This window comes from Streptomyces sp. NBC_00045, assembly GCF_045041095.1.
Taxonomy (GTDB): Bacteria; Actinomycetota; Actinomycetes; order Streptomycetales; family Streptomycetaceae; genus Streptomyces.
The window spans coordinates 6,824,860-6,846,478 of the sequence record NZ_CP108271.1; the positions used below are offsets into that span (position 1 = coordinate 6,824,860).

General features: G+C 71.0%; 16 protein-coding genes, 1 tRNA gene and 2 pseudogenes. 11 read left to right on the plus strand and 8 right to left on the minus strand.

The genetic code is table 11. From position 1 onward, the window contains the following. Positions 1 to 21 precede the first annotated feature (21 nt). From OHA65_RS31640 to OHA65_RS31655, 4 genes are all read left to right on the plus strand, one after another. The gene (locus OHA65_RS31640) at positions 22 to 411 is read left to right on the plus strand and encodes a DUF742 domain-containing protein (protein ID WP_327285859.1); all 390 of its coding nucleotides are present in this window, start codon (positions 22 to 24) and stop codon (positions 409 to 411) included. Continuing rightward, a complete protein-coding gene (locus OHA65_RS31645) occupies positions 389 to 1,057 on the plus strand; it encodes an ATP/GTP-binding protein (protein ID WP_328764312.1) in 669 nt (222 codons plus the stop codon). The genes OHA65_RS31640 and OHA65_RS31645 overlap by 23 nt, the downstream gene beginning before the upstream one ends. After that, positions 1,054 to 1,605: a GAF domain-containing protein gene (locus tag OHA65_RS31650; RefSeq protein WP_327279548.1), complete on the plus strand. Its 552-nt coding sequence runs from the start codon at positions 1,054 to 1,056 to the stop codon at positions 1,603 to 1,605. Before OHA65_RS31645 ends, OHA65_RS31650 begins: the two co-directional genes overlap by 4 nt. Positions 1,606 to 1,701: 96 nt before the next feature. Next, on the plus strand, positions 1,702 to 2,058 hold the full coding sequence (locus tag OHA65_RS31655; RefSeq protein WP_327279549.1) for an MmcQ/YjbR family DNA-binding protein: 357 nt from the start codon (positions 1,702 to 1,704) through the stop codon (positions 2,056 to 2,058). Between the two features lie 15 nt (positions 2,059 to 2,073). Here the strand turns inward: OHA65_RS31655 and OHA65_RS31660 are convergent, their stop codons facing one another. Both OHA65_RS31660 and OHA65_RS31665 read right to left on the minus strand, forming a co-directional pair. Further along, complete coding sequence (locus OHA65_RS31660; RefSeq protein ID WP_327279550.1) at positions 2,074 to 2,976, minus strand: transketolase; 903 nt, start codon at positions 2,974 to 2,976, stop codon at positions 2,074 to 2,076. 30 nt (positions 2,977 to 3,006) lie between these two features. Beyond that, positions 3,007 to 3,708 carry a transketolase gene (locus OHA65_RS31665; RefSeq protein ID WP_327279551.1) on the minus strand — a complete coding sequence of 234 codons (702 nt, stop codon included), beginning with the start codon at positions 3,706 to 3,708 and terminating at the stop codon, positions 3,007 to 3,009. 148 nt (positions 3,709 to 3,856) lie between these two features. Here OHA65_RS31665 and OHA65_RS31670 point away from each other — a divergent pair. Next, a tRNA-Pro gene (locus OHA65_RS31670) sits at positions 3,857 to 3,930 on the plus strand. A 31-nt stretch (positions 3,931 to 3,961) separates the two neighbouring features. Here the strand turns inward: OHA65_RS31670 and OHA65_RS31675 are convergent. Both OHA65_RS31675 and OHA65_RS31680 read right to left on the minus strand, forming a co-directional pair. Further along, a pseudogene (locus OHA65_RS31675) lies at positions 3,962 to 4,720 on the minus strand (site-specific integrase). A 118-nt stretch (positions 4,721 to 4,838) separates the two neighbouring features. Beyond that, positions 4,839 to 5,291 (minus strand): annotated as a pseudogene (locus OHA65_RS31680) (hypothetical protein); the annotation flags it as partial. Positions 5,292 to 5,482: 191 nt separating this feature from the next. On the opposite strand from OHA65_RS31680, the gene OHA65_RS31685 reads away from it, so the two are divergent. After that, positions 5,483 to 5,656, plus strand: coding sequence for a hypothetical protein (locus tag OHA65_RS31685; protein ID WP_371645400.1), 174 nt, complete (start codon positions 5,483 to 5,485; stop codon positions 5,654 to 5,656). Between the two features lie 76 nt (positions 5,657 to 5,732). Beyond that, positions 5,733 to 6,257, plus strand: a complete 525-nt coding sequence (locus tag OHA65_RS31690) for a CGNR zinc finger domain-containing protein (RefSeq protein ID WP_266635016.1) — start codon at positions 5,733 to 5,735, stop codon at positions 6,255 to 6,257. Positions 6,258 to 6,278: 21 nt separating this feature from the next. Here the strand turns inward: OHA65_RS31690 and OHA65_RS31695 are convergent, their stop codons facing one another. The 4 genes from OHA65_RS31695 to OHA65_RS31710 all read right to left on the minus strand — a co-directional run bounded on the left by OHA65_RS31695 (position 6,279) and on the right by OHA65_RS31710 (position 10,962). Further along, positions 6,279 to 7,196 (minus strand): AEC family transporter, encoded by a 918-nt coding sequence (locus OHA65_RS31695; protein ID WP_327279552.1) that lies wholly within the window; start codon positions 7,194 to 7,196, stop codon positions 6,279 to 6,281. Continuing rightward, positions 7,193 to 8,302, minus strand: a complete 1,110-nt coding sequence (locus tag OHA65_RS31700) for a pyridoxal phosphate-dependent aminotransferase (RefSeq protein ID WP_405757792.1) — start codon at positions 8,300 to 8,302, stop codon at positions 7,193 to 7,195. The genes OHA65_RS31695 and OHA65_RS31700 overlap by 4 nt, the downstream gene beginning before the upstream one ends. Positions 8,303 to 8,425: 123 nt before the next feature. Beyond that, complete coding sequence (locus OHA65_RS31705) at positions 8,426 to 8,851, minus strand: IS5 family transposase (RefSeq protein ID WP_266635022.1); 426 nt, start codon at positions 8,849 to 8,851, stop codon at positions 8,426 to 8,428. A gap of 1,217 nt (positions 8,852 to 10,068) precedes the next feature. Further along, positions 10,069 to 10,962 carry an SDR family oxidoreductase gene (locus OHA65_RS31710; protein ID WP_328764346.1) on the minus strand — a complete coding sequence of 298 codons (894 nt, stop codon included), beginning with the start codon at positions 10,960 to 10,962 and terminating at the stop codon, positions 10,069 to 10,071. 326 nt (positions 10,963 to 11,288) lie between these two features. On the opposite strand from OHA65_RS31710, the gene OHA65_RS31715 reads away from it, so the two are divergent. The 4 genes from OHA65_RS31715 to OHA65_RS31730 all read left to right on the plus strand — a co-directional run bounded on the left by OHA65_RS31715 (position 11,289) and on the right by OHA65_RS31730 (position 21,615). After that, a complete protein-coding gene (locus OHA65_RS31715) occupies positions 11,289 to 11,840 on the plus strand; it encodes an EF-hand domain-containing protein (protein WP_328764347.1) in 552 nt (183 codons plus the stop codon). A gap of 362 nt (positions 11,841 to 12,202) precedes the next feature. Continuing rightward, entirely contained in the window at positions 12,203 to 13,027 is an 825-nt protein-coding gene (locus tag OHA65_RS31720) for a methyltransferase domain-containing protein (protein ID WP_328764348.1), read from the plus strand. 84 nt (positions 13,028 to 13,111) lie between these two features. Next, a complete protein-coding gene (locus OHA65_RS31725; RefSeq protein ID WP_328764349.1) occupies positions 13,112 to 14,374 on the plus strand; it encodes a cytochrome P450 in 1,263 nt (420 codons plus the stop codon). Beyond that, positions 14,371 to 21,615 (plus strand): amino acid adenylation domain-containing protein, encoded by a 7,245-nt coding sequence (locus tag OHA65_RS31730; RefSeq protein WP_405762931.1) that lies wholly within the window; start codon positions 14,371 to 14,373, stop codon positions 21,613 to 21,615. The genes OHA65_RS31725 and OHA65_RS31730 overlap by 4 nt, the downstream gene beginning before the upstream one ends. Positions 21,616 to 21,619 lie beyond the last annotated feature (4 nt).

Consider the following 21,619-nt stretch of genomic DNA (forward strand, 5'->3'; position numbering starts at 1 on the left):
CGCGCCCGCGCCGCGTACGCCATGGGAACACCGCGCGACACGCCCTGGCTCGACGACTCAGCGGGCCGGGTGATGCGCCCGTACACGGCCAGCGGCGGGCGGACCCGGTCGGCCGTCGCACTCGACCTCCTGTCCCTGGTGACCGCGACGGGCGTGCGCCCGCGCGGGCCCCTCGGCGCCGAGCACACCCTGGCGCTGCGCCTGTGCGCGGGCTCCGCGGCCGTCACCGTCGCGGAGGTGGCCGGGCAGCTGCGGCTGCCGGCGGTGGTCGTCAAGGTGTTGCTGTCCGACCTGATGGAACACGGGGCCGTCACGGCGCAGGCGCCGCGGTTCCCGAGCGGCGAATACGTCGCCTCCGACGACCACAACCTGCTCCGGGCGGTGCTCGATGGCCTACGCCGACGACTGTGACACCCGCCCCGCCGCCGTTCTGCCCGCGACATTGAAGATCCTGGTCGCGGGCGGGTTCGGGGCGGGCAAGACGACCTTCGTGGGCGCGGTGAGCGAGATCGAGCCGCTGTGCACGGAGGAACTGCTCAGCGGACTCAGCGAGGGCCCCGACCCGCTCGACGGCGTCGAGGCGAAGACGGCCACGACCGTCGCACTCGACTTCGGCCGGATCACCCTGGACGAGCGGCACGTCCTGTACCTCTTCGGCACGCCGGGGCAGCAGCGCTTCTGGTTCCTGTGGGAGGAGCTGTGCACGGGCGCGCTCGGCGCGGTGGTGCTCGCCGACACCCGCCGGCTCGCCGACTGCTTCCCGGCCGTCGACTTCTTCGAGCGGCGCGGCATCGGCTTCATCGTCGCCGTCAACGAGTTCGACGAAGGCCACCGCTACACGGCCGGCGAGGTACGGGAGGCGGTGGGACTCGGGCCCGACGTGCCCGTCGTACGGTGCGACGCACGGCTGACCAGCTCCGGGACCGGGACCCTCGCCGCGCTCGTCCACCACCTGCTCTTCACGGCGGCAACGGACAAGTCGGCGAAGTCGGCGCACTCAGCGCACTCAGCGCATTCAGTGAAGTCTTGGGACGGGGATGGGGGGACACCGCGATGACGTACTACGAGTCGACCGGACACCTGCTGCTCACACCGGTGGACCGGGAGGCGCCCGCGCGCGCCGTCCGGCTGCGCGAACTGGGCCTGGGAGAACGGACGGACACGGAGCTCGACGCCTTCGCCCGGCGGATCGCCGACGTACTGGCCGCCCCGTACGCGGGGGTCAACTTCATCGGTGAGGAACGGCAGTTCTTCGCCGGACTGCACCACGCGCCGGACGCCCCGGCGAGCGGCTACCCGGCGCGGGTGCTGCCCCGGGACCACGGCTACTGCCCGCACGTGGTGGTGCGGCGGCGGGGGCTGGTACTGGAGGACGTACGGGACTTCGCGCGCTTCGCCGGCAATGCGGTGGTGGACGAGAGCGGGGTCCGGTCGTACGTGGGTGCGCCGCTGACCGACCGGACGGGGATCGTCCTGGGCACCGTGTGCGCGGTGGACCAGGAGCCGCGGCGGTGGGGGATGCAGGGGCTGGCCAGGGCCAAGTCCCTGGCGGCGGAGCTGCTGGAGATCATCCATGCCCGGGAGGACGGCCTGCGCGCGGGCTGACGGGGCTGCCCGGGGGCGGCTGTCAGTGCCGGGCGCTACGGTCGACGACGAGCCCGAAGCCCGGAGCCCGACCGGTGGCCGGAGAGGAGTCGCGGGATGGCCGTGACCGCCGAGGACGTCCGTACGACCGCGCTGTCGCTCCCCGACAGCACCGAGAAGCTCGCCTGGGGCATGCCCACGTTCCGGGTGGGCGGGAAGATGTTCGCCGCGCTCGGCGAGGACGACGCCTCGATCGGGGTGAAGTGCCCGAAGGAGGACCGCGCGGAACTCATCGCGGCCGAGCCGGAGAAGTTCTTCATCCGGGACGGCCACGACGACAACTACGCGTGGCTCCGGGTCCGCCTGGCAGCTCTGGAGGGCGCGGCCGAGCTGCGCGCGATCCTGATCGACTCCTGGCTGCAGGCGGCCCCTCGACGCCTGGCCGCGGCCCACCCGGAACTGGCCGGGCCGTGAAGGGGCGCCCCGTCCTCAGCGGAGGAAGTCGCTGATCCGCCCGCGGAGGGAATGCGGGTCCAGGCCGTGCGCGGCGGTGTGCTCCTCCATCGTGCCGTAGCGGCGTAGCTCGGCGCGGCCGACGCCGAGGCCGAGGACCCGGTGGGGGACGTCCGCGAGGGCCTCGGCCGCCGCCGTGGTGGAGGTCCCGGCCAGGTACGGCTCGACGAGGACGACGTCGGTCGTGCCGCGACCGACGGCCTCGCGCAGGGCCGCGTCGTCGAAGGGCCGCACGGTCGTGGCGTACAGCACGGTCACGTCCAGTCCCTCCGTCGCGGCGAGGACGTTGTCCAGCAGCGGTCCGACGGCGACGACGACCCCGGCGCCGGGGCCGCCCTCCCGGACGGTCCGCGTGCGCAGCCCGTCCACCGGGCGCGGGGCGGCGTTCGACTGCTGCGACAGCCGGACGTACACCTTGTCGTCCCCGGCGGCGTAGGCGTGGCGCAGCAGCGCCTCGGCCTCGTCCGGATGCCCGGGCACGTGGACCGTCCAGCCGTCGAGGGTGTCGATCAGGGCCACGTCGCCGGGTGCCATGTGCGTGAACCCGCCGGCCGGCCAGTCGTAGCTGGCGGCGGCACTGACCAGGACCCCACCCGTGCCCTGGTGCCCGAAGTCCAGCTTGACCTGCTCGAACGGCCGCTCCACCAGGAAGCTGGCGAAGGTGTGCACGATCGGCCGCAGCCCGGTGAGGGCCAGCCCGCCGCCGACCCCGACGAGCAGCTGCTCCCTGATGCCGACGTTGACCACCCGGTCCGGGTGGCGCTGCCGTGCGGGCCGGAACCCGTCCATGGTGATCTCGGCGAGCACCAGGGCCAGCCGCGGGTCATCGTCGAGCTCGCGCGACGTGACCGAGATGAAGCGTTCCCGCATGGTGTCCACGGACTCCCCCTGCCTCTCCTACTGCTTCTTCTACTGCTTCTTCTCGACACGGGCGACGACGGCGTGCGGCCGGCCCGGATGCGGCGCGGTGAAGGCGGCGTGCAGCGCCGCGTGGTCCCGGCCGTCCACGGTCACCGCCGACCAGCCGGCCGCCTCGAAGCGGGAGGCGATCCCGCCCTGCCAGCCGTGGGTCGCGGAGTCGTTGTCGATCACCACCGTGTGCAGCCGCTCCAGCCCGGCCGACCCGGCGTACGCCAGGGCCTCGTGGTTGCTGCCCTCGTCGAGTTCGGCGTCCCCGATCAGCACCCACACCGCCGGATCGTCCAGCCCCTGCGCCCGCAGCCCGAGCGCACTGCCGACGGCGAGCGGCAGCCCGTGCCCGAGGGAGCCGCTGCCGATCTCCACTCCGGGGATCAGGGTGCGGTCCGGGTGGTGCCCGAGGGGGGACTCGTACGAGCCGAAGCCGCTCAGCCAGTCCACCGGGAAGAAGCCCTTGGCGGCGAGTACGGCGTAGTACGCCATCGGCCCGTGCCCCTTGGAGAGCAGGAACCGGTCCCGCCCGGCTTCCTCGGCCGTGGCCGGTCCCACCCGCAGCACCCGGTCGTAGAGCACCCACAGCACGTCGAGGGTGGAGGTCGATGCGGGTCCGTGCTTCTCGGCGCCGGTCATGAGCGCCATGAGCCGGCTCAGATCCTCGTAGCGGAACCGTGGGTCCGCGGTTGCCTGTGTCATGCACCGATCGTGCAACCTCAAGTCAACTTGAGGTCAAGCGCCCCCGGAGGGACCGACACCGGCCCGGAAGGTGCGCGCGACCACCCCGCGAAGTGCGGTATCGTTCTCGTGCGCGTTCAACCAGGGGAAACCCCAGGTCAGCGGGCATCGGGACGTGGCGCAGCTTGGTAGCGCACTTGACTGGGGGTCAAGGGGTCGCAGGTTCAAATCCTGTCGTCCCGACTTTGCTTCATGCAGGTCGGAGGCCGTTCTCTCACACATGGGAGGACGGCCTTTTCCGTGCCCGGAGTGCTGGTGGTCGCAGCGTGGTCGCACGCCCGGTTCGGGACTGGTCCGCCATGGTGCTGAACACAGGCGGGGCGGGGGAGCTGAACCGGTGGAGGGCTTCGCGGAGGCGCTGGACGTGGTCGCGTGGTGGTCGCAGCCGTTCCAGCCAGGCCCGTCGGTCGTTTCGTTTCTGGGCCCGGGTGAGGGTGTGGTCGATGGTGTCGACGGCTTCGCGGGCGGCTTGTTGGGTGAGGTGGCTGTAGATGTTGGCGGTGGTCGACAGGGTGGAGTGCCGCAGCGTCTTGGAGACCACGGTGAGCGGGACGCCTGCGGTGACGGTGATCGTGGCGGCCAGGTGCCGCAGGTCATGAACGGTCACCCGCGGTACACCAGCCTCTTTGGAGAGTTGCCGGAGCCGGTCGAGGACGGTGTGGGGTCGCAGGGGTCGGCCGTCGGGTCTGCAGAAGACGAGTCCGGTGAATGGATCGCTGGGATCGCTGTGGCGGCGGGCCCTTGACCGGGCCCGGTGCTGGAGTGCGGTGGCGACGCGGGGTGAGACGGCGACTCAGTTCCGACTGGTACGGGTCTTGGGCGTGGTGATGACGAGGTGGTTGTTGTCGATCGCGGAGAGGGTGCAGCGTACATAGAGGACACGCTCGGCCAGGTGGACGTCGTCCCAGTGCAGACCGAGGGCCTCTCCTTTGCGCATGCCGGTGCCGATGAGGAACTCGAACAGGTCGGCCATGTCCGGGTCTGTCTGATGGCAGTGCTGGAGGAGCGCGGCCGGCGGCGAGCTCGCCGGTGACGAACGCGGCGATGTGCCGGTGCCCGAGCTCGTCCAGCTTCATAGTCCCGAAGGCCGGGACGAGATCGTTGTGGACGTAGTCCCGGTAACGCGCCATGGTGGTCGGCTTGAGCACGAGCGCCTTGGCGGCGAGCCAGGTGGTCAGGTAGTCGGCGACGTTCTGGTTCGGGTCGGCGTTGAACCCGCCGGCCTCGCCCTCCAGGAACCTCCGCAGCGCCCCCTCGGCCGCGTCGTGGCTGACGAATCCGCCACGGCGGACGGTCGTCCGGCGGTGGCGCGGTGCCGGGACGTCGACGGCGAAGGTCCACGTCCCGTGGTCACCGTCGGCGAACAGGTGCGGGCAGTGCGCTCCGAGCTGGTGACGCAATGTGTCGCGGCAGCCACACCTGCGGTAGATGCGGCCGCGGTCGCCGGTGGTACGCATGGGGATCGCCTCCAGGAGGCGGAAGAAAGGTCGACACCTCCAGTCTCGTGCGACCACCTGCGACCACCTGCGACCACCACGATCCATGCGCCCCCTGTGACCTGCGCTTTCCCCCTGTCTTTGCGCCAAGGGCAGCGCTCTGACCTAGCCACGCATACGCCCAGCAGATTCTTCCTCTCCTGCGGGTGTAGGGGTCGCACTGACGCTGACCAGCCGAAATGGTGAAGTGGAACGGCCGGCCAGTGGATGGTCCGTGAATGGTCCGGACCTTGGTTGCCTTGTACCCAGCTGACGGCTTCACCGAGGTTGAGATCACTCCGACTCACGTGATGGCCGACGGCATGCACTCCGCGATCGTCCGCGCGGCCAAGCCGATGGGAGCAGGAGTCGAACTGCCGGTGGTCACACGTGAGGAGGCGGTGTCGCCGGGCGGGATCTCCTGCTGCCGCTGATACCCATGGGGTGTCCCGGGTCTCTGCCCTAGCTAGGTTCTGTCCGGCGGATCCTGGCATGTGTTGCAATGGTTGAGTGAAGTTTGAACATGACAACATGGTCGGGGTCCACTTGGCCGTGTCGCTGGTGAATCTCGAGTCGAGTGGTTCCTGGGGGTCTGAGGCACTGGAACGGGCACTGCAGGAGCATGCGATCCGGCGTTCGCGTGTCACTGGCTCGGCCGGTGAGAAGATCAGGGTGTGGTCGCGGCGTTTGAGGCCCGTTTTCGAGGCTGCCTCGCAGGACGAACGGTGCGAGATGATCAACGCTCTGCTCGCGGACGGCGCTGGAAGCGTGTACCTGACCACGCACGACGACTTGCGGCCACATCTGCACTTCGCACCGGACGGCCAGGACGTCCAAAGCCGTGTGAAAGCCGTGACCGCGGGAGCTCTGGCCATCTTCACCATGGAGGCCGAGGGGGAACGGCTGGGCGTCTGCTCGCTGGACTCCTGTCGGACCGCCTTCGTCGACACCAGCCGCAGCGGTCGCCGCGCCTACTGCTGCGCGCGCTGTGCCAACACCGATGCGGTCCGTCGCCACCGCATGAAGCGGCGCTAGCCTTCCGCCCGGTTGTAAGCACTATGCCGAGACCAGCGCCAGGACGAGCGGGACGGCGGCGATCCCAAGAAGTGTCTGCGTCGCGGTGATGCCGGCCATCAGCGGTGCGTCGCCGCCGAGTTGTCTCGCCATGATGTACGAGGACGATGCCGTGGGCAGAGCCTGGAAGAGCACGGCGATGATCAGCGCCTGGGAGCCCAGGCCGACCATCTGAGCCGCCAGGAAGGTCGCGGCGGGCATGAGGACGAACTTGACGGACGACGACGTGAGGATCGGCGCCGCCCACGACCGTGCCGCACCGAAGCGCAGCGCGGCGCCGATGCACAGGAGCCCCAGCGGCATCGAGGCTGCTCCTAGTGCCTGGAGCGCGGGCTCGATGCCCGGCGGCAGGGGCAGATCGAGTGCCTGAAGGAGGATGCCTCCCGCGCAGGCGAGGATGAGCGGGTTGGTCACGAGCTGTTTGACGATGCCCGCAAGACGCAGGCGTGCGCTCCCGAACCGCGCGAAGACCAGCACGCACAAGATGTTGACCGTGGGCACGATCGCCGCGTTGCAGACCGCGGCGGTGGCGATGCCCTGGGTGCCGTACAGGCCGGCGGCGATGGTTACGCCGATGTAGTTGTTGAACCTGACGCTGCCCTGGAAGACAGAGGTGAAGCCGTCGTCTTTCAGTCGCATCATGGGCCTGAAGGCGATGATCAGCACGGCGACTGTCACCGTGGAGGCGACCAGAGTGCCTGCCAGGGCCGCTACCGGCAGATCGTCGGTGTCGGCCGTCGCCAGGCTGTGCAGGAACAGAGCCGGGAGCAGCACGTGATAGCTGAGGCGCTCGGCTGCGGACCAGAAGCCCTCGGCCGTGATCATCGATCGCTTGAGCGCGTAGCCCAGCGCGATCAGCAGGACGACCGGGATCAGCGCCTTGACGGTCAGTGCGATCACGCCGGAATCCCGTTCAGCGTGGCGACGATGATACGGCAGCCCTCTTCCAGGGCGGCGATGTCGGTGGCGAAGGAGAGCCGCAGGTGGCCTGGCGCACCGAAGGCGCTGCCCGGGACGGTCGCGCATCCCGCTTCGAGGAGGGAGTTCGCTGCCGTGAGGTCGTCGCCCTTCGCAAGGCGCGGAAGGAGGTAGAACGCGCCGTCGGGTTCCAGTGTGTCCAGGTGCCGGCTCTGCCGCAGAATCGCCAGAGCCGCATCGCGCCGTTGGCGGTACGTTTCACACCGTTCCGCCAGCAGTTCCTGCGGCCCCTCCAGGGCGGCGACAGCGGCGATCTGGCTGACGGTCGCCGTCTGCGTGCAGTTCTGTGTCTGTACGGCGGTGATACGACGGACAAGTTCGGCCGGGCCGAACCCCCAGCCGACCCTCCAGCCGGTCATCGCGTACGCCTTGGAGACGCCGTCGACGAGCAGGATCCGCTCGTGCAGATCAGGTGCGACCTGCGCGATGCTGAAGTACTCGCCCTCGCCGTAGCGGATGTGGGCGTAGATCTCGTCCGAAAGAATCATCGCCGAGGGGCGCCGTCGCAGGACTTCGGCGAGACCGGTCAGGGCGTCATGGCTGTAGGTGGCGCCCGAGGGGTTTCCGGGAGCGTTGAGCACGACCCAGCGTGTGCGTTCGGTCATGGCCGCTTCCAGGGTGTCGGGAGCGAGTCTGAACCCTGATTCGGCCGAGCAGGCAACGATCACGGGCACGGCGCCGCACAGGCGAACCATGTCCGGGTAACTTGCCCAGTAGGGCGCCGGGATGATCACCTCGTCGCCCGGGCCCAGGGTGGCGAGGAGCGCGTTGAAGATGACCTGTTTGGCACCGCATCCCACGGCCACCTCGGCATCCGTGTAACTCAGGGCGCGGTCTCGTTCCAGCGCGTGCCGTGCGGCCTGGCGCAGTTCCGGTATCCCGTTGGCAGGGGTGTAGCCCAACGGGCGGGCGGCGGCCTCCTGGGCGGCAAGAACCGCGTGCGCAGGCGGGGCGAAGTCGGGCTCGCCGAGCGTGAGGTCGATGACGCGACGGCCTTCCGCGCGATACTCGGCCGCGCGGCGGGCCATCTCCAGGATGGGTGAGCCGGAAGGTGTCACCGGGCAGCCAGTCACCAGCCAGCCCTCCCCGAGCCGAACGGAACATCCGTAGAACCGGTGGCCGCTCTGTCTCGCTGGTGGGGGTGGGAAGAGTCAGTGCCCTGGGCGCTGGGTGTCAAGGAGTGCATGCCGACAGGTTGATGTAACGCTGCGAGGCATGACAACCATTACAGGATGCTTGCGGGCGTCGGCGGCGTGCTGATGGGCGCGGCACACGGTCGAGTCCACGCTCACCATCGACCAGTCGATACGCCCTTGCTGATCGGCATCGGCCTGGACGGCCCGCAAGCCCCTCTCCCACGTGCCATCCGCAGACCATCGCCTGTGGCGGTCGTAGCAGGTCTGCCAGCTGCCGAATCGCGTCGGCAGGTCCCGCCAGGGAACGCAGGTCCGCTGCCGGAACAAGATCCCGTTGATGAATAGCCGGTGATCCTTCCAATGCCCGCCCCGTCGAACGTTCCTGGGCAAGTGCGGCTCCAGCCGCCCCCATTCCATGTCGGTTAGGCCTCCCCGCCCCACCCCGCTCTCAATGATCCGCGGCCCGTCTTGTCATCGACCCATCGGACAGGCCCTAGCCACGCATACGCCCAGAAGATTCTTGGAGTGCTGGTGGTACACGCGCCACACCGCTCCTGGCCAGGCAAAACGAAGGCATCGGCCTTCGGAGGTGCGATACTGGCCCGTAACTGGCCCGGATCTTGCTCCGCCCAGGCGCGCAACCGTGACTGTTTCGCTGCGGCCCCGAGTGGAGGCCGGAAGGGTAACCGCGCGTCATGTCACCCCATGTTGGACCCCACGACCGTCACTGGATTGCACCGGGCGCCAGCTTCGACGGAGCTCCCATGCGCCGGATGCCTCGACTTGTTTCCGATGACCCATCATGTCGAGTGCGTGGCGATCCTTGAGCCTGCCGAGAAGGGCCGCTGACCTGGCGTTTCTCCGAGTGTGCGTTATGGGCGTTACGTGCGTTAGGTGCGATATCTTGACGCATGTTCGACGCATGTGACGCACGTTTGACGCACGGACGGCGCGGATTCTGATGGGTCGTCATGCCTGATTGGCGGTTGCTGGACGGGGCCCTCAGCTGTGGCGAGTAGGGACCTTGAAGTGGCTGGGGCACTGGCAGCCGAGCTGTTGGTGACCCCTGCCCCATCCGGTTCCGGGTAGTGACGTTCCGTGACGCGGGGCGGGATGCCGTTGGGCTGGCGGAGTATGCGAGCGCCGTACGCACCCGGGTCGCGCCGTGCCTCCAGGTCGGACCAGGGTCCAAGCCGAAGCGCGGGTCGACCGAACAGTGGCTCGCGTGGAGGGCTTCGGCCCTCTGAGCGCACCGTCCCCGGCCGCCACGGCATCCCCGAACCGCGAGCCGGCGGTCTCAGGCCCTTTCTCGGACACTGGAGCCCGCGCGCTGCGCTATGACTTGCGGGTCAAGGGGTCCAGGCGAACGGACGGACGACGGCGCCGACTGCTTCCGTTCGGGACCCCTCAGGCCTCTACGCAAGCCGATCTCAGGATTCGGATTCATCGACCTGCCCAGAAGGAGCGGGCTCGCATCCGTGCCGGGTTGAGCCGCGTACTGCTTCGGAGTGCTGGTCGGCCTGGGGCGGCGGTGCATCCGTTCCCGCTCGTGCGGCGTGGTGTAAGGCCATCCGCTCACGCATCGCGTGCGCACCAGAGGAGAACGAGGTAGCCGCCGGGCCCTCTCATGCGGTGGGGTGGGTGGCGGTCGGGGGCGTTCAGTTCCTGAGATTCTTCAGGGCCGACGTCCCGCCGAAGACTCGGTCCAGGGCCCGGTCCGGCAGCAGCCTCGACAGGACCCGGCTGCCGGTGGCGTCGCGGCCGACGGTGTACCGGGTCCTCGGCCGCTCGGCGACCAGCGCGCGGAACACCACCCGGGCGACGTCGTCGACGGTCGTGCTGCTACTGCGGGCCGAGGTCTCGTTCGCCTCCATGAAGCCGAGGAACGAGTCGCGGTAGAGCTCACGGACCGGCTCGGGTGCGCCCTCCAGAGCCCGGTTGCCCGTGTCGGACATCTTGGACCAGAGGGGGGTCAGGACAGCGCCCGGCTGGATCACCACGACGGGGATGCGCTGTGGAGCGAGTTCGCGGCGCAGTGCGTCGCTGAGGGCCTCCTTGGCGAACTGAGAGGCGGCGTAGGCGCCGAGGTAGGGAAGGGCGACGTTCCCGAGGCCGGAGGACACGTTGACGATCCGCCCGGTACCGGCACGCAGCAGCGGCAGGAAGCCCTGGACCATCTGCACCTGGCCGATCACGTTGATGTCGAGCTGCCTGCGCATCTGCTCCATGGGCACGCACTCCAGCGGAGCCGTGACCGCGATGCCCGCGTTGTTGACCAGCCCCCACAGTCCGGCGCCGCCGAGCAGCCCGGTCACCTCGTCCACGGCCGCCCGGACCGACTTCTCGTCCGTCACGTCGACGATCACCGGCGTCAGCCGGCCGGCTGCAGCCGCGCGCAGCCGTTCCCCGTCCTCGGGGCGGCGGACCCCGGCGAGGGTGTGGAAGCCGACCCGGGACATGTGGAGCGCGCAGGCTTCCCCCAGGCCGGAGGAGGCCCCGGTGATCAGTACGGCCCGGCCTGCGGGCGACGTCGGACCCGACGATTTCGACACGTGTTCACTCCGGTTGATGGCATGGAGGCGGGCGGGGTCGTGCTCCGCGGGCCGGACGGCAGGGCGTTCCGCCCCCTTGCCGTCGTGGCATCGGTGGCACGGTCGGCGGCTTCGGCTTCTCGGAGCCGACGGCGTCCGGCGACAGTGCGCGGCGCACCGCTTCCGTGGGCGGGACTTCAGTATGTGCGTCGGTCCGTGCCGAACGCACTCCTACGGGTGGCCCGGCTGGGCCGAAGGAGTGGAAGGGGGGATGGGCACTTTTGTGCGGGATGTCCCTCGCGCAAGGGTGCTTGTGTACATCCCCCCTTTCTCCCCAAGGAGGACACGTGACCGCCGCAGTACAGGACATCATCACCACCAAGCTCGAGCGCACCTTCGACACCATGGACGCCAACAACGACGGCTACCTGGACTGGTCGGACTACCAGAAGCTCGCCGACCGCTACATCCAGGCGTACAAGCTCGACAAGAACGACCGCCGATCCAGGGCTCTGCAGACCTTCTGCCAGATCTACTGGCTGGAGCTGCTGCGCCACGCGGGCGTGGACGGCGACCGGCTGACGAAGGACCAGTTCGTCATCGCCAACCGCCTCGCCGTCGTCGACACCAGCCGCCTCAACGTCACCGAGGGCGGCGGCCACGCCATCTTCGACGTCATCGACGTCGACGGCGACAACGAGATCAGCAAGGACGAGTTCAAGCGCTTCCTGCGGGACGTGTGGAAGAGCGAAGCCCCTGACGCGATGGACATGTTCACGAAGCTGGACACCGACGGTGACGGCGCGATCTCGCGCCACGAGTTCATCCGCGCCGTCCGTGAGCACTTCCTGTCGAACGACCCGGAGGCGCCGGGCAGCCTGTTCTTCGGGCGCGTCTGAGTGGATCCGGTCGGCCCGTACGGGTTGACGGCGTGAACACGCTCACCGCACCCACTCCGCCGGGCACGGCCTCGCGCCCCCTCCGGGGGGTGACGGACGTGCCCGGCGGCCGCGTGTGCCGGGAGCGCGCCCCCTCCGACCGACGGCGTTCCCCCACAGATCCGTCCGCCGCTCCGCCGTCGTCCGTTCCGCCGGACAGGTGAGATCCGTGTCCCCCAAACGGTGAAACCGCAGCTCGTTCGCCCCGTTCGGGCCGGCGCGCTTGGCACCATCGACACGCTCCCGGAGGCCCGGTCGCACAGGCCGACCGGGCCCCTTCTTCGCCACAGCGCGTGGCTCGACCAACCGTGAAAGGCTCCCTCATGCTGACGCAGAACCGCCATACGTCCGGCGACGTGGGGACCTTCTACGACCGTCACACGGACGTGTACGACCACGCCCTCGGCGGCAACATCCACGTCGGCTACTGGGAGGACGACGCGGACGACAGCTCCATGCGGGAGGCGACCGACCGGTTGACGGACCTCGTCACCGAACGCCTCGCTCCGACCGAGCGGCACCACCTGCTCGACGTGGGCTGCGGCCACGGCAGCACCGCGGCGCGCATCGTCGCCCGTCACGCCGTGGAGATCACCGGCATCAGCGTCAGCGACTACCAGGTGGACCTGGCCAACAGCCGTCCCCTGTCCCCGGACCTCCCCGGGCGAGCCACGTTCCGGCTGGCCGACGCCATGGAGAACCCCTTCGAGGACAAGACCTTCGACGGCGCGTACGCCATCGAGTCCCTGATGCACATGAAGGACAAGAAGGCGGCCCTCGGGCACATCGCGCGGGTCCTGCGCCCCGGCGGCCGGCTGGTCATCGCCGAGCACAGCCTCGCGGGCGAGCTCACCGGGCCGGACGCGGCCCGCATGGCCGACGCGTACGCGTACTTCAAGTTCTCGCTGACCACTGACATGTACGGCGAGCTGCTGCGCGAGGCCGGTCTTGAGGTGGTGGACCACACCGATATCACCGAGAACGTCCGGCGTTGCTACGGCAGCATGATCAGCGGCTGGCGGAACGCAGCGGACAACTCCAGCGGCGAGACGTCGCGCGAATGGGCGGCGGCGGCCGACCTGGGCCACTGGTTCTTCTTCGAGGTCGCGGAGCTCCGCTACGGGCTGTTGACCGCGGTCCGCCCCTGAGAACCGGTCTACCGCCGTCCATCGCCGGACACCGAGCACCGCCGTTCGTCGCCGAGACTCCTACCGCCGCCGAGGTCGTCCGCCATGCCCTCCCCGCCCTCCCGCGACCGCTGCCCCTATCGCCTGGACGGCAGCGCCGCGGACATCCACGGCGAAGCCGGGGCGCTGCGCGCGCTGGGTCCGGCCGCCCGGGTCGAACTGCCCGGCGGCGTAACGGCCTGGTCGGTGACCGACCCGGGACTCGTCCGGCGATTACTGGTCCACCCCCGGGTCTCCAAGGACGCCCACCAGCACTGGCCCGCTTTCGTCGACGGCGCCCTCCCCGCCGACTGGCCCCTGCGGATCTGGGTCGACATCCGCACCGTCCAGACCGCGTACGGGCCCGACCACACCCGGTTGCGCCACCCTCTGGTGCCGGCGTTCGGCGCCCGCCGCGTGCGGGCGCTCGCCCCGTGGATCGAGGAGACCACCGCCGTACTCCTCGACGACCTCGCACGGGAGGCGGCCCTCGCTCCCGACGGGGTCGTGGACCTGCGGAAGTGGTTCGCCACGCAGTTGCCGTGGCGGACGGTCACCACGCTGGTCGGACTGCCGGAATCCATGCACGACGGTTTCCAGGCCGTCAACGACATGGTTTTCACCACCGACCTGAGCGCGGAGCAGGCGAGTGACACCGAGGCGGAGGCCGCGCGGCTCCTCGCGAAGCTGATCGTGCTCAAGTCCGAACGGCCCGGCGACGACATCGCCACCGCACTGGTCGACGCGCACCGCGAGGGCTTGCTCGACGAGCGGGAGGTGGGCGACAACATCTGGATGGTGCTCGGCGCCGGTTACGGGACCACGGCGAACCTGCTCGACCACGCCGTGGTCAACCTGCTCACCCACCCGGAACAGCTGGCCCTGGCCGTGTCGGGCCGGGTCGGCTGGGACCGGGTCGTGGAGGAGACGCTGCGCCACCAAGCCCCGGTGGCAAGCTTCATGATGCGCTTCCCCACCGAGGACCTCCACGACGAACCGACGGGGCTGACGTTCGAGCGGGGCGACGCCCTCGTCATCAACTACGCTGCCGTCGGCCGCGATCCCGGAGTCCACGGCCAGGGGGCCGACCTCTTCGACGTCACCCGCCCCAATGTCCGCGATCACCTGGCCTTCAGCCACGGCCCCACCTACTGCCTGGGCGCCGAACTCGCCCGCCTGGAAGGCCGCATCGCACTGTCCGCGCTCTTCTCCCGGTTCCCCGGCCTCGGACTGGCCGTCGGTTCCGACCGCCTTGCCCCGTTGCCCTCCCTCATCTTCAACGGCCACCGGGAGATCCCGGTACGGCTCGAAGGAAACCTCCACAGTTGAGCACTCACCACGGATCACCGCACCCGTTGACGTCGTACCAGCGAGACATCTGGTCCGCAGGATCCCGAACGCCGGAATCACCGCAGTTCAACTGCGTGCTCCACGAACGCCTGCACGGCGGCGTCGACCACCGCAGGCTCGCCGCCTGCGCGGAACGCGTGCTGCACCGGCACGAGACGTTCCGGTTGCGGTTCGCCGACAGCGTCGGCGTCCCCTTCCAGCGTGTGGCACCGGAGGCGGTCCGGGTCGCCGTGGTCGACCTCTCGGACGCGCCCGAACCGGACACCGCCCGCGCCGACTGGATGCGGGCGTCGATGGGGCGCGCCCTGCCCATGGACGGCGGCCCCCTGACCGAGGCCACGGTCCTCCTGGAGGGCGCGGACGTCACGCACCTGCACGTCAAGGCGCACCACATCGTCGCCGACGGCTGGACCCTCGACCGGCTGGGCCACGAGATCCTCCGGGAGTACGCCGATGCTCCGCAGGACGGCGGCGCCCCGGAGGGCGACCGGCGGGAGAGCGACGGGGAAGCCCCTTCCTACCTGGCGTTCGTCGAGGAGGACGCCGCCTACCTCGCGGGGCCCGACGGCGACCGCGACCGCGCCTTCCACCGGGGGTACCTCGCGGGCGTGACACCCGCGCTGTTCACCCGTACGACGGGCGACGGCCCGCGCGAGCGGGGGCGCCACTCGTTCGTCGTCGACGGCGCCCTCGTCGATCGCATCCGCGCCGTGGGCCACTGGCCTTCCACCTACGTCGCGGCCATGCTCGGCGTGTGGCTGACGCGCCTGCACCGCAGCGGGGAAGTGGTGCTGGGCGTCCCCTTCCTCAACCGCCCGACGAAGCGGCACAGGGACGTCCTCGGCCAGTTCGCCAACACCCTTCCGCTGCGGATCACGGCCTCCGGTGGGCTGACCCTCCGGGAACTCCTCGCCGAAGTCCAGGACACGACCCGTCGGCTCCGGCGCCACGAACGGCTTCCGCTCGGCGAGGTCCTGCGCGAGACGTCTTCGACGGCCGGGGACCCGCGGCAGCTCTTCGACGTGACGCTCTCCTCGGTGAACTGGTCCCGGCCTGACGTCCCGGGGATCGTCCGACGCAGCTCCCTGATGGCTCCCTCGCACGACCAGGCCGCGCTGGGCGTCCTGGTCTCCGCCTTCGACGACACCGCCGACATCCGCGTCGACCTGGACTACGCCCGAGACGTCTTCGACGAGGACCTCCCCGTCACCGCCGTGGCCGGCCAGCTCAGGACACTCCTGGAGCACGGTGTGGAGCTACTGGACCGGCCGCTCCGCGATGTCTCCATGCTGACGCCGGAAGAGCACCGGGACCTCACCGCCGGACGCGCGCACGGTCCCCGGGTCCCTTACGCGGACCGGGCGACCGTGCACGGGCTGTTCGAGGCCCGGGCAGCCGCCCAGCCGGAACGGACCGCCGTGGTCACGGCGTCCGGCGGGACGCTGAGCTACGCCGAGCTCGACGAGCGGGCCAACCGCATCGCCCGCGCCCTGCGGGCGGACGGCGTCGGCCCGGACGACCGCGTCGCGGTGATGATGAAGCGGGGACCGCGGCTGCCGGTCGCGCTGCTCGGCATCCTGAAGGCCGGCGGCGCCTACGTACCCGTGGACCCCGACCATCCGGCTGAGCGGGTGGACTTCCTGCTGCGCGACAGCCGCGCCAAGCTGGTGATCGTCGACGGCGCGCCCACCGTCCTCCCCTCAGAAGTGCCGGCCCGGCGGATCGACGACCTGATGACCGGCAACGGGGCTCCGGTCGAGCAGGTCGCCACCTCCCGGAACCTCGCCTACGTCATCTACACCTCCGGCTCCACCGGGCACCCCAAGGGCGTCATGGTCGAACATCACAGCGTGGTCAACCGCCTCGCGTGGATGCAGCGCCGCTACCCGCTCGGAGAAGGGGACGTGCTCCTGCAGAAGACGCCGGCCTCCTTCGACGTCTCCGTGTGGGAGCTGTTCTGGTGGGCCGTCGAGGGCGCGACCGTGGCCCTGCTTCCGCCCGACGGGCAGCGAGACCCGCGCGAGGTACTCCGGGCGGTCCGCGAGCACCGGGTCACCGCCGTGCACTTCGTCCCCTCGATGCTCGGCCCGTTCCTCGACCTGCTGGAGGAGTCAGGGGAGGCACGGCGGGGCATCGCGTCCCTGCGGTACGTCCACTGCAGCGGCGAGGCCCTGCCCCGGGAGCAGGTCGAACGGTTCAACCGCCTCGCCGACCGGTGCCGCCGCGAGAGCGGCACCGAGCGGCCGGCGCAGCTCGTGAACCTGTACGGCCCGACCGAGGCGACGGTCGACGTCTCGTCGTACGACTGCCCGACCGACCCCACCCTCGCCGTCGCACGGGTCCCGATCGGCCGGCCGATCGACAACACCAGGCTGTACGTGCTGGGCGCCGACGACCTGCCGCAACCCGTCGGCGTCGCCGGCGAGCTGTGCATCGGCGGAGTCGGCGTCGCCCGGGGGTACCTCGACCGCCCGGAGCTGACCGCCGAGAAGTTCGGCGACGACCCGTTCGTGCCGGGCGGCCGCCTCTACCGCAGCGGGGACCTGGCCCGGTGGCTAGCGGACGGCACCCTGGAGTACCTCGGGCGGATCGACGACCAGGTCAAGGTCCGAGGGCAGCGCGTCGAGCCCGGCGAGGTGGCGGCCGCCCTGCGCGCGGTCCCCGGGGTGCGCGACGCCGTCGTGGTGGGCCGTGCCACCGCCGACCGGGGAACCGTCCTGGCCGGCTACTACGTCGCCGAGACCGCGACCGACATCGATGCGGCGCTGCTGCGCGAGCGGCTCGGACGCACGCTGCCGGCGTTCATGGTCCCGGCGTCCTTCACCCGGATCGACGTGATCCCGCTGTCCCCCAACGGCAAGGCCGACCGCCGCGCGCTGCCCCCGCCGGACGACACCGCCGGGACCGCCGGAGCCTCCGGGGGCGGGCAGCCGCGCGACCGCACCGAAGCGGTTCTCGCCGAGGTCTGGGCCCGCGTCCTGGGCCACGACATGGTGGGGGTGCACGACGACTACTTCGCCCTCGGCGGCGACTCGATCACCATGCTCAGGGTCCGCGCCGAAGCGGAGGCCCGAGGACTGCGCCTCTCGCTCACCGACATCTTGCGGAACCCGACGGTGGCGGGCCTCGCCCCGTACGCCGAGGAATGCGACGCGTCCGGCGCCGAGACCGGCCCGGCCCCGTTCGCCCTCGTGGCCGACGTGGACCGGGCCCGGCTCCGGGACGCCGAGGACGCCCACCCGCTGACCCGGCTCCAGCTCGGCCTGCTGTACCACAGCCGACGGCACGAGTCCTCGGCCAGGTACCTGGACGTCTTTCGGTACACCCTGGAGATGCCGTGGGACGAGGAGGAGTTCCGCCGAGCCTTCGACCAGCTGACGGCCCGGCACGCGGCGCTTCGGTCGGCGTTCGACCTGAACGGCGCCGAACCGCTGCAGGTCGTCCTGCCCCGGGTGCACGGTGGCTTGGAGATCGCCGACCTGCGTCCGCTGGACGACGCGGCGGCCGAGGCCGAGGTGGCCGCGCACGTCGAGGAACGCCGCCGCCATCCGTACACCTTCGACCGGCCGCCGCTGTACCTGTTCCGCGCCCACGTACGGGCCACCGCCGTCGACCTCGTCCTCAGCTTCCACCACGCGCTCCTCGACGGCGGCAGCGTCGCCACCCTGCTCCAGGAGCTGCTCCAGGACTACGCGCACGGCCTCGGCCTGGACACCGGCCCCGTGGAAGGAGCGGCACCCCCCTCACCGGCGGCCCACGTGCGGCTGGAGCGGGCAGCCCTGCGTTCGGCGGAGTCCCGGCGGTACTGGCGCGAGAAGCTGGCCGGCTGCGAGCCCCTGCCGGTCGAGTCGTTCTCTCCCCACCTGCCCGGCACCGGACACCGACCGGCCTCCCGGCGGGTCGACCTGCCCGCCGCCCTCGTCGAGCAGGCGCGGAGCCTCGCGGCCGAACACGCCCTGCCCGTCAAGTCCGTGCTCTTCGCGGCACACGCCCTGACGCTGGCGGCGCTCGCCGGCACCCGTGACGTCACCACGGGTCTCATCACCCACGGCCGTCCGGAGACGGCCGGTGCGGAGCGCACCGCCGGGCTCTTCCTGAACACCGTGCCCGTACGCCTGGACACCGCGCGGGACAGCTGGCTGGAGGTGGCGCGCGCGAGCTTCCGCCAGGAACAGGAAGACCACCCCCACCGCCACTACCCGCTGAGCGCCGTCCAGGAGGACCACGGCGGCCCCGCGCTGGACACCGCCTTCAACTACGTGCACTTCCGCCAGCTCTCCCGTGTGCTCGACCTGCCCGGTCTGCGCCTCACCGCTTTCCGCACCTGGGAGGAGAACGACTTCCGCCTCCTGGTGAACGCGATCACCGAACCGGACGGCACCGGCACGTGGCTGCGGATCGACTGCGACGGGGAGACCTTCCCGGCCGAGCAGGGCGACCTCTACGCGGACTGCTACCTGCGCGTCCTACGGCGTCTGGTGGAGCACCCGGACGAAGCGCCGGACTTCGCCTTCCTCTCCCCCCGGCCCGTCCTGGCCCCTCCGGCGGAACATCCCACGGTCGTCTCCCGCTTCGCCGAACAGGCGGCCCGCACCCCGGACGCGACCGCCGTGGTGGCGGGCGGGGAACGGTGGAGCTACGCCCGGCTGGCCGAGGCCGCGCAGAACGTGGCCGGACGGCTGTACGCGCTCGGCGCGCCGGCGAACGCCCGGATCGGGGTCGCCATGAACCGGTCCCCGCTGACCATGGCGGTGCTCCTGGGAGCCATGCGCGCCGGATGCGCGGTCGTCCCGATGGACATTGGCTATCCGCCCGCCCGGCTGGCCACCATGCTGGAGCAGGCCCGACCCTTCCGCGTCGTGGCCGAGGTCGCCCACGCCCACCTCGCCGGCGACCCGGCGCTGCTACTGCCCGCCGAGTCGGTGGCCGCACCGACGCCGGACGTGCCGTCACGAGGCGTACCGGATGCACCGGCGGGGAGCGGACCGGGCGCCGAGGACACCGCGTACGTCCTGTTCACCTCCGGCTCCACCGGGACCCCCAAGGGCGTCGTCATGCCGCACCGCACCCTGGCCTCCCTGGTGGCCTGGCAGGCTGCGGCGCCCAGCGCGGTCCCCGGCGGCGTCACACTCCAGTTCGCGCCGCTGAGCTTCGACATCTCCTTCCAGGAGATCTTCTCCACCCTGTGCACAGGTGGCACCCTGTGCCTGGCCGACGACGCGCAACGGCGCGACATGCCCGCTCTGTTGCACCTGCTGGACCGCGAGCGCGTCGAGCAGGTCTTCCTCCCCCCGGTGGCCCTCCAGCAGCTCGCGGAGGCCGCGGGGGCGTTGGGCGTCACGCCGCCTGCCCTGCGGGCGGTGATCACCTGCGGCGAGCAGCTGCGCGTCACCCCGGAGATCCGCTCCTTCTGCGCCGAGCTCCCGGGCGTGGTCCTGGAGAACCACTACGGGCCTACCGAGACGCATGTGGTCACCGCGTTCACCATGACCGGAGACCCCGCCGCCTTCCCCGCGCTGCCGCCGATCGGCCGCGCCCTCGACGGAGCCGAGGTGCACGTCCTGGACAAGCGGATGCGCCCGGTGCCGATCGGGGCGCGGGGCGACGTGTACCTGGGCGGCAACTTCCTGGCCGACGGCTACGAGGGCAGGCCGGACCTGACCAAGGAGCGATTCCTCCCGCACCCGTTCGCGGACGGGGACCACCGGCTCTACTACACGGGCGACGTCGGCATGGTCCTTCCGGGCGGCGACGTCGTCTTCCTCGGACGCGACGACGCGCAGGTGAAGGTACGCGGCTTCCGTGTGGAACCGGCCGAGGTGGAACTGGCCGTCACCGGCCTGGCGCACGGCTTTCCCGGCCTGCGCGACGCCGCGGTCGTGGCCCGCGAGCGGGCGGACGGCGAGACCTTCCTCGCCGCCTTCCTCCTCGGCGAGGGTACCGACGAGGACCTGACCGGCGTCCGCGAGGGGTTGCGCGCCGTCCTGCCCGCCCATATGGTCCCCTCGCACCTGCAGTGGGTTTCCCGGTGGCCGCTGACCCCCAGCGGCAAGCGCGACGACGCCGCGCTGCGCCGCACCCAGCTGGCCGCCGCCGGCCGCGCTCCCCGCACCGGTCCGCGTGACGCGTACGAACAGACGCTCGCCGAGCTGATGGCGGACGTGCTGGGCCTGGATGAGGTGGGGACGCACGACAGCCTTTTCGACCTCGGCGGCACCTCGCTGACCGCGATGCGGCTGGTGGTCCGGATCGAACAGCTCTACCGGGTGCACCTCCGCCTGGCCGACTTCGTCGCGACGCCCACCCCCGCCGCGCTCGCGGCACGGCTGCGCGACGGCGGCGCCAAGGCCGCGTTCGACGCCTTGGTGCCGCTCCGCCCGCAGGGCGACCGCCCGCCGCTGTTCATGGTCCACCCGATGGGCGGCACCGTGCTGTGCTACGTCGCGTTCGCCCGGTACTTCCCTGCCGACCGGCCGTTGTACGCGTTCCAGGCCGCAGGGGCCGACCCCGGCACCGCCCCGCTGGGCACCGTGGAGGAGCTCGCGGAGAGCTACCTCGCCGCCCTGCGGAGGGTGCGCCCGCACGGCCCGTACACCGTCGGCGGATGGTCGTTCGGCGGCTTCGTCGCCTTCGAGATCGCCCGCCGGCTGCGGGCGGAGGGCGAGCGGGTGACCCTGCTGGTGGTCGACACCACCGCCCTGGAACAGGGGCCGCGTTCCCCGCACGACGACGAGGCCATGCTGGCGTGGTTCTTCCACGAGCTGCTCTGGCCGCGCGACGGCGGCACGGCACCCGCCCCGACCGTTCCGGGCGGGCCGGGCTCGCCGGAGGGGAGGTTCGCGTCCATGGCCCGCGTCGCGAGTGAGCGGGGCATCCTGCCGGCCGGCAGCTCCGGTTCCGTCGTCCGCCGCCTGTTCGACGTCTACCGGGCGAACTGGCACGCGACGCTGGCCTACCGCCCCCCGCGCGAGGAGCAGGACCTCACGCTGGTCCGGGCCGCCGAGCCGCTGCCTGCCGTCCTGTCCGCCATGCACGGGGCCGCCCGCACCCGCCACCAGGACCCCTGCAACGGCTGGAGCGCCGTGACCGAGGGACGGATCCGGACGGTCCGTGTCCCCGGGGACCACCTGAGCATGATGGAAGAGCCGCACGTGGCCCGGCTGGCGGACACCCTCGCCGAGCTGATCGACGACTCCGACCGCGATCACGGGGTGGGCTGACGCC

Coding starts and splice junctions, on each gene's coding strand:
- OHA65_RS31640 (WP_327285859.1), top strand. CDS start 22: ATGGGAACACCGCGCGACACGCCCTGGCTCGACGACTCAGCGGGCCGG.
- OHA65_RS31645 (WP_328764312.1), top strand. CDS start 389: ATGGCCTACGCCGACGACTGTGACACCCGCCCCGCCGCCGTTCTGCCC.
- OHA65_RS31650 (WP_327279548.1), top strand. CDS start 1,054: ATGACGTACTACGAGTCGACCGGACACCTGCTGCTCACACCGGTGGAC.
- OHA65_RS31655 (WP_327279549.1), top strand. CDS start 1,702: ATGGCCGTGACCGCCGAGGACGTCCGTACGACCGCGCTGTCGCTCCCC.
- OHA65_RS31665 (WP_327279551.1), bottom strand. CDS start 3,708: ATGACACAGGCAACCGCGGACCCACGGTTCCGCTACGAGGATCTGAGC.
- OHA65_RS31700 (WP_405757792.1), bottom strand. CDS start 8,302: ATGGCCCGCCGCGCGGCCGAGTATCGCGCGGAAGGCCGTCGCGTCATC.
- OHA65_RS31720 (WP_328764348.1), top strand. CDS start 12,203: ATGCTGACGCAGAACCGCCATACGTCCGGCGACGTGGGGACCTTCTAC.
- OHA65_RS31725 (WP_328764349.1), top strand. CDS start 13,112: ATGCCCTCCCCGCCCTCCCGCGACCGCTGCCCCTATCGCCTGGACGGC.